The following is an 11,786-nucleotide window of genomic DNA, read 5'->3' as shown; positions in this document are numbered from 1 at the left end:
GTCGGGACTGCACCGGCCGAGTTCCCGCACGCGGGGAACGCGCCCGCCGTGCTTCCTGCACGCCGGGAACCCGGCACCGGCCGAGCTCCCGCACGCCGGGACTGCACCGGCCGAGTTCCCGCGCGCGGGGGGCCGCGCCCGCCGTGCTTCCTGCACGCCGGGAACCCGGCACCGGCCGAGCTCCCGCACGTCGGGAACCCGGCACCGCGGCGGGGCCGCAGCCCGATCCCATGCCTGGCAGGCGGTTTCGTTCGCCGCCGCCAGGCAAGCATCGCCGCCGCCAGGCAAGCATCGCGCCGCCAGGCAAGCAACGCCACGCCCGCCTTTCGTCCCCATTCCCGGCGGCCGAATGAAAGCAATCTCTCACTCGCGCGACAAAGCGAACGCCCGTTCGACTCCGCCGTGTCGAAAGAATCGTTTCCGCAGCTCACGCCCTTGTCGGAGATTCCCCGCCGCATATCGCCCAGGTGCGTCCTGGCGCCCATTTCCGCACGCGAACCACCCTCGTACCCAGGGATCTCCCAGCAAATAGGGGGCGTAGACCCCCTAGAAACCTACGCCACCGTAGGCTACGGTTTCGTAGGTAAGTCCAGCCTTCCCGCTCTCCACCTGCGAGGATCCATGACCACACCCGCGATCGACGCGTCCAGCGCGTCCCAGGCTGATCCGAAAGAACCCGCCGCCAACGCGCCCAAGCCGCTCACCAGCGGCAAGCAGAGCCGCACCACGCTCATGGGACTGTGGGCCTTCGTGGTCCTGCCGTTCCTCGCGCTGATCGCCGCCGTGCCTTTCGCATGGGGCTGGGGACTGTCCTGGGTCGACGTCGCCATCGCCGTGGTCATGTACTGCATCTCGGGGTTCGGCGTCACCGTCGGCTTCCACCGCTACTTCACGCACGGCTCGTTCAAGGCGAAGCGCTGGCTGCGTGTCACCATGGCCGTCGCGGGTTCGATGGCCGTCGAGGGCTCGGTCATCCAGTGGGTCGCCGACCACCGCCGCCACCACATGTTCAGCGACGTCGAGGGCGACCCGCACTCGCCGTGGCGTTTCGGTGAGACCAAGCGCGGTCTCGTCAAGGGCCTGTGGCACGCGCACATCGGCTGGATGTTCAGCCGTGACCTGTCGAACAAGGACCGGTTCACCCCGGACCTGATGGCCGACAAGGACATCCGTCGCGTCGACGACATGTTCCTCGCGCTGACGTTGACCACGGCCTTCGCTCCGGCGATCGCCGGTGGCCTGATCACCTGGTCGTGGCAGGGCGCGGTGACCGCGTTCTTCTGGGCCACCCTGATCCGCATCGGCCTGCTGCACCACGTCACGTGGTCCATCAACTCCGTCTGCCACGTCTACGGTGAGCGTCCGTTCGCCACCCGCGACGGCGACAAGGCCTCGAACTTCTGGCCCCTGGCGATCATCTCCATGGGCGAGTCCTGGCACAACCTGCACCACGCCGACCCGACCTGCGCCCGGCATGGTGCGCTGAAGGGCCAGATCGATCCTTCGGCTCGGGTGATCTGGGCCTTCGAGAAGTTCGGCTGGGTCTCGAATGTGCGCTGGCCGAAGCCGGAGAGGCTGGAGGCTAAGATGGCCGAACAGCGTGAAAAAGACTCGAAAGCCTTGGTGTGAGCGAAGACAAGACTTCTCGTGCGAACCCGGCCCGGTCCTCGGGCCGGGTTCGCATGTCTGCGCCCAAGCGTCGCGAACAGCTGATCGCGGTGGCGCGTAAGACCTTCGCCGAACGCGGTTACGACGGCACGAGCGTCGAGGAGATCGCGGCTCGCGCGAAGGTGTCGAAGCCGGTCGTCTATGAGCACTTCGGCGGTAAGGAAGGCCTCTACGCCGTCGTCGTCGACCGTGAGGTCACGTCGCTGCTGGACCGCATCGCGCGGGCCCTGACCGGCGACCACCCGCGGGTCCTGGTCGAGCAGGCCGCGCTGGCGCTCCTGGACTACATCGAAGGCGACACCGACGGTTTCCGCGTGCTGGTCCGCGACTCACCGGTCGGGTCGGGCGGGAGCTTCTCCAGCGTCCTCAACGAGGTCGCCCACCAGGCCGAGAGCATCCTGGACCGCGAGTTCAAGTCCCGCGGTTACGACACGAAGCTGGCCGAGCTCTACTCGCAGGCCCTCGTCGGGATGGTCGCGCTGACGGGCCGCTGGTGGCTCGACGTGCGCAAGCCCCGCAAGGAGGTCGTGGCCGCGCACCTGGTGAACCTGGCCTGGAACGGCCTGAGCCATCTCGACGCGAAGCCGTCGCTGACCCCCGGGTCCAAGGCGGACGACTGAGGCGCGACGGCTTCGCGGAGTACGGGCGGGTCAGTTGTTCTTCTCGACGGCGGTGAGGTTCTCGTCGGCGTCTTCCTTTTCGGCGACGACCTCGACCACGTCGACGGGTTCGTCGCCGGTCTCGTTGCCGACGACGCCCTGTTCACGGCCGACGGTCCGGTGGCGGCGCGCCTCTTCGGCGGCCTCCCGTTCGACGCTGCCGACCCGGCCGTAGAGGCCGGCGGTGAACAGGATGAGGCCCAGGATCGCCGACACCACGCAGGTGCTGACGCCGAAGCCGAGGAAGTTCAGGTCGGTGCGCAGCAGGAGCAGCATGAACATGCTGGCCAGCATGAACACCGCGCCGGCGATCAGGTTGATCCAGCGGTCGATGTTGCGGCCGATCAGGGCACCGATGACGACGATGGCTCCGACGACGATCGACAGGGCGGAGAAGGCCGGGTTGGCGTGGAGGCCGAGGACCCAGGGCAGGCCCTCCTGCGCGGTCCAGGCGAGGCCCTCGTCGCGGGACTTGATGAAGCCCAGGATCCCGAAGACGAGGATGTAGACGCCGGTGAGGAAGGCGAGTCCGCGCCATAGGGGGCGAAGCCGGTGGTTGATAGGTAGGTGATCCACATCGGTGATTGTCCCGTACGCCTCGGGCGGGGTGGCGCTAACCCTCCGCATCGGCCAGTTCGAGCCAGCGGGTCTCGACGTCCTCCTTCTCGGCGAGCAGCGCGTTGAGTTCGGCGTGCAGCTCGGTGAGGCGCTGGTGGTCGGTGGCCGCGGCGGCGAGTTTCTCGTGCAGCGCGGTCTCCTTCGAGGAGAGTTTGTCGAGCTGGCGCTCCAGGCGCTTGAGTTCCTTCTGGGCTTCCCGGTTGACCTTGTAGGTGTTGGGGGCGCCGGTGCCCTTGGCGGTGGTGGCGGGGCCGCCGCCGTCGGCGGGTTTGCCTTCGACGAGTTCGAGGTACTGGTCGACGCCGCCGGGGAGTTCCTTCAGGGTTCCGTCGCCGAGGAGCGCGACGGTCTTGTCGGTGACGCGTTCGAGGAGGTACCGGTCGTGGCTGGCGACGATGAGGATGCCGGTCCAGCTGTCGAGGAGGTCTTCGAGGGCCTGGAGGGTGTCGATGTCGAGGTCGTTGGTGGGTTCGTCGAGGAGCAGCGCGTTGGGCTGCTCGGCGAGCAGGCGCAGTAGCTGGAGCCGACGCCGCTGTCCGCCGGACAGGTCGCGGACATGGGTCCACAGGTGCTTGTCGGTGAAGCCGAAGATCTCGGCGAGTTGTCCGGCGGAGATGTCGCGGTCGCCGAGGGTGAAGCGGTTGCCCTTCTCCTGGACGGCTTCGAGGAGGCGCAGGTCGCCGGGCAGTTCGTGGAGTTCCTGGGACAGCATCGCGGGTTTGACGGTGGCGCCGGTCTCGACGGTGCCGCCCGTGGGCTGCTGCGTGCCGGTGAGGAGCCGGAAGAGGGTGGACTTGCCGGCGCCGTTGGCGCCGACGAGGCCGATGCGGTCGCCGGGACCGGCGTGCCAGTCGACGTGCTCGAAGATCGCGCGCCCGCCGAACTCGACGGAGACGTCGGCGAGTTCGTAGCCGCGGCGGCCCAGGCGCGTCGTGGCCAGACGCGCGAGTGTGAGCGTGTCGCGGGGGTCGGGGACGTCGGCGATGAGGGCGTCGGCGGCGGCGATGCGGAACTTGGGTTTGCTGGTGCGGGCGGGGGCGCCCCGGCGCAGCCAGGCGAGTTCCTTGCGGACCAGGTTGCGGCGGCGTTCCTCGGTGGCGGCGGCCTGGCGGTCGCGTTCGGCGCGGGCGAGGATCCAGCTGGAGTAGCCGCCCTCGTAGGAGTTGATGGTCTGGTCGGTGACTTCCCACGTGGTGTCGCAGACGGCGTCGAGGAACCACCGGTCGTGGGTGACGGCGATGAGGGTGCGGGCGTTGGCCGTGAGCCACCCGGCGAGCCAGTTGATGCCGGTGATGTCGAGGTGGTTGGTCGGCTCGTCGAGGATGAGGACGTCGACGGGGCGGGTGAGCAGCGCGGCCAGCGCGACCCGGCGGCGTTCCCCGCCGGACATGGTGTCGGTGGAGGAGTCGAGGCCGAGGTTGTGCATGCCGAGGCCGTCGAGGATGTTGCGGATCGCGGCGTCACCGGCCCAGTGGTGCTCGGCGGTGTGCTCGGTGGGGAGCCACGCGTCGCCGAGGACGACGTCGGTGATGGTCGCGCCCGCCGGGTACTCGATGGTCTGGGGGAGCATGCCGACGCGCAGGTCGCGGCGGTGGGTGATGCGGCCGGCGTCGGGTTCCTCGGTCTTGGCGATCAGGCGCAGCAGCGTCGTCTTACCGGTGCCGTTGAGGCCGACGACGCCGATGCGGTCGCCGGTGTTGACGCCCGTCGACAGGTCGCCGAACAGCGTGGTGGTGCCGTAGGACTTGGCGACGGTGTCGAGGTTGATGAGGTTTCCGGTGTTGGCCACGGTGTAACTGTAGGGAGCGGGTCACCAGTCCCCGAAGACCCTCGCCCCCGTCGCCGACAGTCCCGCACTCAGCTCGCCGGTGTCGAGCCCTTTCAGTTCGGCGATGAACCGCACGGTCAGCGGCACCAGGTAGGGCGCGTTGTTCCGGCCGCGGTAGGGGACCGGCGTCAGGAACGGCGCGTCGGTCTCGACCAGCATCTGCTCGACGGGCGTCACGAGGGCGGCGTCGCGGAGGTTCTGGGCGTTCTTGAAGGTGATGTTGCCCGCGTAGCTGAGGAAGTATCCGCGTGCGACGCATTCGCGGGCGAAGGCCTCGTCGCCGGAGAAGCAGTGCAGGACGACCGTGTCGGGCGCGCCTTCGCCGTCGAGGACCCGCAGGACCTCCTGGTGCATCTCGCGGTCGTGGATGACGAGGGCCTTGCCGTGGGCCTTGGCCATCTCGATGTGGCGCCGGAAGGAGTACTCCTGCGCGGCGAGCCCGTCGGCGCCGGTCCGGTAGGAGTCGAGACCGGTCTCGCCGAAGGCGCGCACGCGCGGTTCGGAACCCATCTTGTCGATCTCGGCGAGGGCCGTTTCGAGGCCGTCGAGGATCGGCGCCTCGTTGGGGTGCAGCGCGACGGCGGCGACGACGCGGGCGTCGTGCGCGGCCAGGTCGGCGCCCCAGCGGGAGCTGCCGACGTCGACGCCGACCTGCACGACCCGGTCGATGCCGACGGCGGTGGCCGCGTCGAGCTCGGCGGTGACGGCGGCGGAGTCGGGCGGCGGCGGCCCGGCGGAGTCCTCGCCCCACTCGCCCGACAGGACTATGTCGAGGTGGGTGTGACTGTCGGGTACGGGGACGGTGAGCGGCTCGGGCGCCGGGGGACGCTCCCCGTCGCGGCCCGCGCTCTTGCGATTGTTCCTGGACATCGCCTCAAGGATGGCACGTCCCTATGCGCTCGGTTAACCCGATATTCATCAGAGGCGAATAGCGTCCTTCCTGTGAGTACACAGCCCTCTACTGTCGAGTACCGGGGTGTGCGCTACGCGGCCGAGATGATCGCGGGCGGTGCCGCGTACGAGCTGTTCACCTCGGAGCCCGCCCAAGGTTTCCTGCCCAATCCACGACCCGAGGCCCGCTGGCCCTACCGGCGTTTCGTGCACGTCAGCGAAGTCGGCGGCGAGTCGGCGATGGTCGCCTGCGCCGAGTCGCTGCTGTCGGCGCCCCTCGTCGCGGGCGTCACCTGGCGCCGCATCCACGAGCAGAGCCAGTCCCCGTACGGCGACGAGGCCACCCGCGCGCTCCTGCGCGCCGTGCGCGACTCCGCCCGCGTGCGCCGGGGCACGCGCATGGTCAAACCCCTGTCCCCGCGCCAGGTCGTCCGCCTTCTCGGTTCGGCGCCACTCGTCGCCGGGTTCTGCTACCGCGAACACGATGTCGCGCACCTGCGCACCCCGGCCCAGCGCCGGGTCCTGTCGGGCGACCCCCGGCCCGGCGACGACTTCGCCGCCTTCGCCCTGCGCTGGCGTGCCGGGGACCCCGTCGACTACGTCGTCCCCGAAGGCGACGCCTTCGCCGGCCTCACCCGCATCCCCGGCAGCTCCCGCCGTGGCGGCCCCGTCCTCGGCACCGGCTTCGCCCCCAGCAACCGCTACCTCCTCCCCGAGTTCGTCACCGCCGAACTCGCCGACGTGCCCCTTCCCGCGCGCAGCGAGATCCTCGCCTACACCGAGGACGGCACGGAGGTCACCATGTTCCAGCTGGTGACCGAGCAGGGCGCCTGGACGCGCATGGCGGGTTCGCGCTGGCGGGACCTCCAGCAGGAACTGCCGGGCATCGAACCGCACCAGGAGTGGTTCCCCGTGCCGGCCGGCGAGCACAGCGGACTGTCGGGCGACTACCGCGGCCAGCGGCACCCCGCGGTCGCCGACCCGCCCCACGGGTTCCGGATCGCGGCGAAGTCGCAGGCCGGGCGCTTCCCCGTCGACGCGGTCCGCCGCTCGGTCACGCACGCGACCTGGCGTGGCGCCGAGGCGACGGTCGTCGGCGCGCAGGACGGCTGGACGCGCCTGCGGCTGACCGTCCCCGACGAGGGGACCGTCCTCGGGACCGGTGCCGAATGCGTCGAACGCGGACTCTACGAATGCTGGGCACCGAGCGCCGAAGTCGGGGCGCGCGCCACCGAAATCGCCTACGCCGCCTGACCCGACGGCCGATGGGGTAGAAAATTCCACATCCGGCGTGAGAGTGTCGCGTGAGCCCGACGCGGAAGGTGCCCTCACATGTCGACCACGCCCGCACCGCCCCGGCGGCGCGTCATCCTCAGCGGTGCCGTCGTCCGGACCCTCGCGGTCCTCGCCGGAATGACATTGGGGGCGATGATCGCCTCCTTCGCCGCCGCCCCGGGAGCGCCCCCGCTGCCGTCCCGTAAGGAAGCGCTCGACCTCGCCGTGCTCGTCCTGCCCGGCCAGCCCTTCGACCCCGAGTGGTACAACGACACCTCCGTTCAGGACCGCGCCAGCCGCGAAGCCGCCGACGTCGGCCTGACCGTGCCCGACTGGCTCCAGTTCCTCGTCGGCGACAACACCCAGGAGGCGTCCACGAGCGTCGTCTGGGCCCCCGGCTCCGCCGAGGAGCCCGGCCTCGGCACCGGCTACATCTCCACCGCCGCCGGGAACCTGCGCGCCGGCGGCTGGGACGTCGAGGAATCCGCCGCCCACGGCGTGATCGCCCGCAAAGGCACGCTCCTGCTGGAGTTCTACGCCGACGACTACGCCGCCCCGACCCTCGACATCGTCCGCGTCCCCCCGACCTGGCACCGCTGGGCCGTGCTCGCCGGGGCCGTCCTCGGCGGCGTCGGGGCCTTCGTGCTCGCCCGCTCGGTGCGGCGCCGCGAGAACGGCGAGGACGCGCACACCTCGACGTTCCTGCTGCTGCTCGGCGTGATGGCCGTGCTGCCCAGTTTCCTCGTCGTGGTCGCGGTGTCGGTCTTCGAGCTCGTCTGGCACCCGTGGATCGACACGCTCCTGTGGCGGGCGGGACGGTTCGTGCCCTTCGGGGCGACGCTCAACGCGGGCGTGGGGCTGCTCGCCGTCGGATGGATCTGGCACCTGCGCCGTGACCGGTCGGCGCCGGTCGACGAGCTGGACGAACTGGATGATCTCGACGCCGAGAACGAGGACGCCGAGAACGAGGACGAGCCGCCCGCCGGGGACCGCCCGGGCCTCGACAGGGAACGTGAGCTCGTGGTGGAGGCCGATCCGCTGCCGTAGACGGCTCCCCCTCGCCCTATGTAGGGTATCGAGATAGCCCTCGGTGAGGAGCCGTCCATGTTCACCGTGCTCGAACCGCCCCCGACGCGCACCCGCTTCGGGACCGCCCTCGGCCGGATCCTGGCCGTCGCCGTCGGCCTCACCCTCGGCGCGCTGCTCGCCTCCGTCGCCGCGGCACCGGGCATGCCCGACCTGCCCGGCGACGCCGAAGTCGAGGCGCTCGCCGCGACCATCGACCCCGAGCATCCGTACGAACCGGCCTGGGGCGACGACTACCTGCAAAGCCGCCCGCCCGAGGACATGCCGTACGGCCGCATGCCCGGATGGCTCCGGTTCCTCCTCGGGGACACCACTGTGGAGAGCCACACCGGAACGGCCTGGATCGACCCGGTCACCCCCGGGCTCGTCGACGCCGCCGACCCGCGCCTGCGCGCCGACGGCTGGCGCACCCACCGGCCGCTGCCCGGCGTTCTCGAAGCCCACCGCGGCACCGTCCGCCTCGCATACCTGACCGACGGCGACCGCGCCGAACTCGCCGTCTACCGCGTCGCCGGCCCGTGGCACGTCTGGGCGGTGCTCGGCGGGGCGCTGCTCGGGGCGGTCGCGGCCTTCCTCGTCGCCAGGTGGGCGCAGCGGCGGCCCGTCGGGCTCATGGTGACGCTCGGGGCGGTGGGGGTGCTGCCGAGCTTCATGTGGGCGGTCGGCATGGTCGTGTACGAGCTGGAGCGGTACGGCTCCCTCGACACTCCTTTGTGGAGGGACGCGCGGCACATCCCCTTCGGTGCGGTCTTGAACCTCGCGATGCTGCTGCTGGCGATCGGACTCTGGCGGTGGCCCGCGCGGGACGGAAGCGGCCCCCGCTACCGGCGATACGGGTGGACCTGACCCATGTTACTTGTGCAAGCGGGTTAATGCATCTGCATCAAATGCACGTTCATGCTAGGATGCCGCTCATGGCAGCGACGCCCGAAACGAACCTCGTGGAACGGTGGCGTGACGTCCTCACGTGCTACTCCGCCGTCTCCTGCGCCCTCGAACGCGCACTCCAGGACGCGCACGGCCTCGGTATGAGCGAATTCGAAGCCCTCGACCGCATCGTCGACGCGCAATGCGAGAAACGCCGCATGAACGAACTCGCCGCCGACATGTACCTCTCCCAAAGCGCCCTCTCCCGCGCCGTCGCCCGCCTCGAACGCGACGGCCTCGTCAGCCGCGACATGTGCGCCGAAGACCGCCGCTCGATCTTCGTCCGCATCACCGACACCGGCCGCGACAAACACGCCCAAGCCCGCGAGACCCAGCGCGCCGTCCTCGCCGAACACTTCGCCTGAACCGCCACCCCTTAAGATCGGGCGGTGAGCGGACTACTGGGCGCATCGACCATCAGAGCACTGGCCAAGGCCCTCGACGTGCGGCCCACCAAAACCCTCGGGCAGAACTTCGTCACCGACGCCAACACCGTCCGGCGCATCGCCGCCGCCGCGAAGCTCGACCCCACCGACGTCGTCCTCGAAGTCGGACCCGGCCTCGGCTCGCTCACCCTGGCGCTACTGCCACTGAGCGCGCACCTCCACGCCGTCGAAATCGACCCGCGCCTGGCCCGCGCACTCCCCGAGACCGTCCGCGTCCACGCCGGACCCGACGCCGCCAAACTCCAGATCCACACCGCCGACGCCATGCGCGTCACCCGCGACGAGATCGGCGAACCCGCCCCCACCGCCCTGGTCGCCAACCTCCCCTACAACGTCGCCGTCCCCGTCGTCCTCCACCTCCTCTCAGAACTCCCGACCCTCCAGCGCGGCCTCGTCATGGTCCAATCCGAAGTCGCCGACCGCCTCTGCGCACCCCCCGGCAACAAGACCTACGGCGTACCCAGCGCCAAACTCGCCTGGTACGCCGAAGCCCGCCGCGCCGGACCCGTACCCCGAGGCGTGTTCTGGCCCGTCCCCAACGTCGACTCCGGCCTCGTCGCCTTCACCAGACGCCAACCCCCCCAAGGCGACCGCGTGGCCACCTTCCGCGTCGTCGACGCCGCCTTCGCGCAACGCCGCAAGACCCTCCGATCGGCACTCGCGGGCTGGGCCGGCTCCCCGACCGCCGCCGCCGACATCCTCAACGCCGCGGGCGTCGACCCCACCGCACGCGGCGAAGCACTCACCATCGAGAACTTCGCCGCCATCGCCGCGGCCAAGCCGACAGGGGAACAGCGATGACCGAGGCGCTCGCCTACACCGACGGCGCCGTGCACGTCCGCGTGCCCGCCAAGATCAACCTGCACCTGGGGATCGGGCCGCTGCGCGAAGACGGGTACCACGACCTCACCACGGTCTTCGAGTCGATCTCCCTCTACGACGAACTCACCGCCACCCCCGTCGAAGACACCCTCACCCTCACCATCGAAGGCGAAGGCGCCGACACCCTCCCCACCGACCGGCGCAACCTCGCACTCCTCGCCGCCGCCGAACTCGCCGCCTACGCCGGCATCGACGCCGGAGCCCACCTCCACCTCACCAAACGCATCCCCATCGCCGGAGGCCTCGCCGGCGGCAGCGCCGACGCCGCCGCCGCCCTCATCGCCTGCAACACCCTCTGGGACGCCGGACTCACCCCCGCCGAACTCGACAAACTCGCCGCCGCCCTCGGCAGCGACGTCCCCTTCTGCCTCCACGGCGGCACCGCACTGGGCACCGGCCGCGGCGAACAACTCCACCCCGTCCTCTCCATGGGGACACGACACTGGGTCGTCGCCACCGCCGACGGAGAACTGTCGACCCCAGCCGTCTACCGCGAAGTAGACCGCCTCCGCGCCCTAGGCGACGGCGAATACCACGACAACGTCGACGCCCTCCTGGCCGCCATCCGCACCAGCGACCCCGACGCCATGGCGACAGCACTGCACAACGACATGCAAGCCGCCGCCGTCGGACTCATGCCCTCCCTCAAGGACACCCTCCAGGCGGGGATCGACGAAGGAGCGCTCGCCGCGCTGGTCTCGGGATCCGGGCCGACGTGCCTGTTCCTGGCGCGCGACGAACGCCACGCGGGCGTCCTCGCGAAGCGGCTGACGCTGCGACGAGTCGCGCGCGCCGTACACGTGGCGGAAAGCCCGGTGGGTGGCGCGGGGGTTGTGGGGTAGGGGGTGGTCGCGGGGGCCGGGCTGGGGGTGGGTTCGTGTTCGCGCCTGGGCTCGTCACTCGCGCTCGCGTCCGTTGTTGGTTGGCATCGCAGCCGCGGCTTGAGTCGCGCTGGTCCTCGTACTTGGTGTTCGGGCTGCCTCCACGTGTTGCGCTCGCCGTGCTTGCGTGTCTGTTACGCGCGCTCGGGCTTGAGTTCGCGCTAGCCCTGGCACCTGGTGTTCGCGCTCGACTCCACGTGTTGCGCTCGCCGCGCTTGCGTGTCTGGGACGCGCGCTCAGGCTTGTCTTCGCGCTCGCCCGGGTACTTGGTGTTCGGGCTGGCCTTCGTGCTCGTCTCTACGTGTCGCGCTTGCCGTGCTTGCGTGTCTGGGACGCGCGCTCGGGCTTGTCTTCGCGCTCGCATCCACTACCTGCGCTCGCCCTCGTACCCGCTCTCGTGTTTGCCGTCGTGTTCGCATCTAGTGCTTGCGTTTGCTGTCGCATGTGGCCTTCGTTTTCCTCTTGGGGCTCGCTGTCTGCTGGGGGAGGGGTGTCTGTGGCTGGGCCGTGACTCTGGGCGGGTCTTGGTTCTGTCGCGCGTAGCGCGACTGGTCCCCTCGATCCACTTGCGTGTGTCTCCGTCGCTTCGGCCAGGGATTGGTGCAACACGAAGGTTCTGGGGCTG

Annotated in this window: 11 protein-coding genes; 8 read left to right on the top strand and 3 right to left on the bottom strand. The window is 70.3% G+C overall.

Translation table 11 applies throughout. The features are described 5' to 3' along the window. Positions 1-732 precede the first annotated feature (732 nt). Positions 733-1,629, top strand: a complete 897-nt coding sequence (locus tag HNR73_RS37260) for an acyl-CoA desaturase (protein WP_239122385.1) — start codon at positions 733-735, stop codon at positions 1,627-1,629. Positions 1,630-1,682: 53 nt separating this feature from the next. After that, positions 1,683-2,288: a TetR/AcrR family transcriptional regulator gene (locus HNR73_RS37255; protein ID WP_184792792.1), complete on the top strand. Its 606-nt coding sequence runs from the start codon at positions 1,683-1,685 to the stop codon at positions 2,286-2,288. Between the two features lie 30 nt (positions 2,289-2,318). Here HNR73_RS37255 and HNR73_RS37250 read toward each other — a convergent pair whose 3' ends face one another. The 3 genes from HNR73_RS37250 to HNR73_RS37240 are packed head-to-tail and all read right to left on the bottom strand — an operon-like array spanning position 2,319 to position 5,643. Then, on the bottom strand, positions 2,319-2,903 hold the full coding sequence (locus HNR73_RS37250) for a DUF4383 domain-containing protein (protein ID WP_184792791.1): 585 nt from the start codon (positions 2,901-2,903) through the stop codon (positions 2,319-2,321). A gap of 37 nt (positions 2,904-2,940) precedes the next feature. Next, positions 2,941-4,734, bottom strand: a complete 1,794-nt coding sequence (locus HNR73_RS37245) for an ABC-F family ATP-binding cassette domain-containing protein (RefSeq protein WP_184792790.1) — start codon at positions 4,732-4,734, stop codon at positions 2,941-2,943. A 21-nt stretch (positions 4,735-4,755) separates the two neighbouring features. Next, positions 4,756-5,643 (bottom strand): TatD family hydrolase, encoded by an 888-nt coding sequence (locus HNR73_RS37240; RefSeq protein ID WP_184792789.1) that lies wholly within the window; start codon positions 5,641-5,643, stop codon positions 4,756-4,758. Between the two features lie 72 nt (positions 5,644-5,715). Here HNR73_RS37240 and HNR73_RS37235 point away from each other — a divergent pair, with 72 nt between their 5' ends. From HNR73_RS37235 to HNR73_RS37210, 6 genes are all read left to right on the top strand, one after another. After that, on the top strand, positions 5,716-6,918 hold the full coding sequence (locus HNR73_RS37235; RefSeq protein ID WP_239122384.1) for a hypothetical protein: 1,203 nt from the start codon (positions 5,716-5,718) through the stop codon (positions 6,916-6,918). Positions 6,919-6,996: 78 nt separating this feature from the next. Next, entirely contained in the window at positions 6,997-7,986 is a 990-nt protein-coding gene (locus tag HNR73_RS37230) for a hypothetical protein (RefSeq protein ID WP_184792788.1), read from the top strand. Between the two features lie 57 nt (positions 7,987-8,043). Continuing rightward, positions 8,044-8,871, top strand: a complete 828-nt coding sequence (locus HNR73_RS37225) for a Rossmann-fold NAD(P)-binding domain-containing protein (protein WP_184792787.1) — start codon at positions 8,044-8,046, stop codon at positions 8,869-8,871. A gap of 68 nt (positions 8,872-8,939) precedes the next feature. After that, positions 8,940-9,317, top strand: coding sequence for a MarR family winged helix-turn-helix transcriptional regulator (locus HNR73_RS37220; RefSeq protein ID WP_184792786.1), 378 nt, complete (start codon positions 8,940-8,942; stop codon positions 9,315-9,317). A 24-nt stretch (positions 9,318-9,341) separates the two neighbouring features. After that, on the top strand, positions 9,342-10,199 hold the full coding sequence (gene rsmA, locus HNR73_RS37215; protein WP_184792785.1) for a 16S rRNA (adenine(1518)-N(6)/adenine(1519)-N(6))-dimethyltransferase RsmA: 858 nt from the start codon (positions 9,342-9,344) through the stop codon (positions 10,197-10,199). Then, positions 10,196-11,122, top strand: a complete 927-nt coding sequence (locus tag HNR73_RS37210; protein WP_184792784.1) for a 4-(cytidine 5'-diphospho)-2-C-methyl-D-erythritol kinase — start codon at positions 10,196-10,198, stop codon at positions 11,120-11,122. The genes rsmA and HNR73_RS37210 overlap by 4 nt, the downstream gene beginning before the upstream one ends. The last annotated feature ends 664 nt before the right edge of the window (positions 11,123-11,786 follow it).

Source organism: Phytomonospora endophytica (assembly GCF_014202425.1).
Classification (GTDB): Bacteria; Actinomycetota; Actinomycetes; order Mycobacteriales; family Micromonosporaceae; genus Phytomonospora; species Phytomonospora endophytica.
The sequence above is the reverse complement of the archived record's forward strand: the minus strand, read 5'-3'. Positions and strand labels throughout refer to the sequence as shown.

Excerpts from the sequence above, each read along its gene's own strand:
- HNR73_RS37230 (WP_184792788.1), top strand. The coding sequence starts at position 6,997 with ATGTCGACCACGCCCGCACCGCCCCGGCGGCGCGTCATCCTCAGCGGT.
- HNR73_RS37225 (WP_184792787.1), top strand. The coding sequence starts at position 8,044 with ATGTTCACCGTGCTCGAACCGCCCCCGACGCGCACCCGCTTCGGGACC.
- HNR73_RS37260 (WP_239122385.1), top strand. The coding sequence starts at position 733 with ATGGGACTGTGGGCCTTCGTGGTCCTGCCGTTCCTCGCGCTGATCGCC.
- HNR73_RS37210 (WP_184792784.1), top strand. The coding sequence starts at position 10,196 with ATGACCGAGGCGCTCGCCTACACCGACGGCGCCGTGCACGTCCGCGTG.
- HNR73_RS37220 (WP_184792786.1), top strand. The coding sequence starts at position 8,940 with ATGGCAGCGACGCCCGAAACGAACCTCGTGGAACGGTGGCGTGACGTC.
- HNR73_RS37240 (WP_184792789.1), bottom strand. The coding sequence starts at position 5,643 with ATGTCCAGGAACAATCGCAAGAGCGCGGGCCGCGACGGGGAGCGTCCC.
- HNR73_RS37255 (WP_184792792.1), top strand. The coding sequence starts at position 1,683 with ATGTCTGCGCCCAAGCGTCGCGAACAGCTGATCGCGGTGGCGCGTAAG.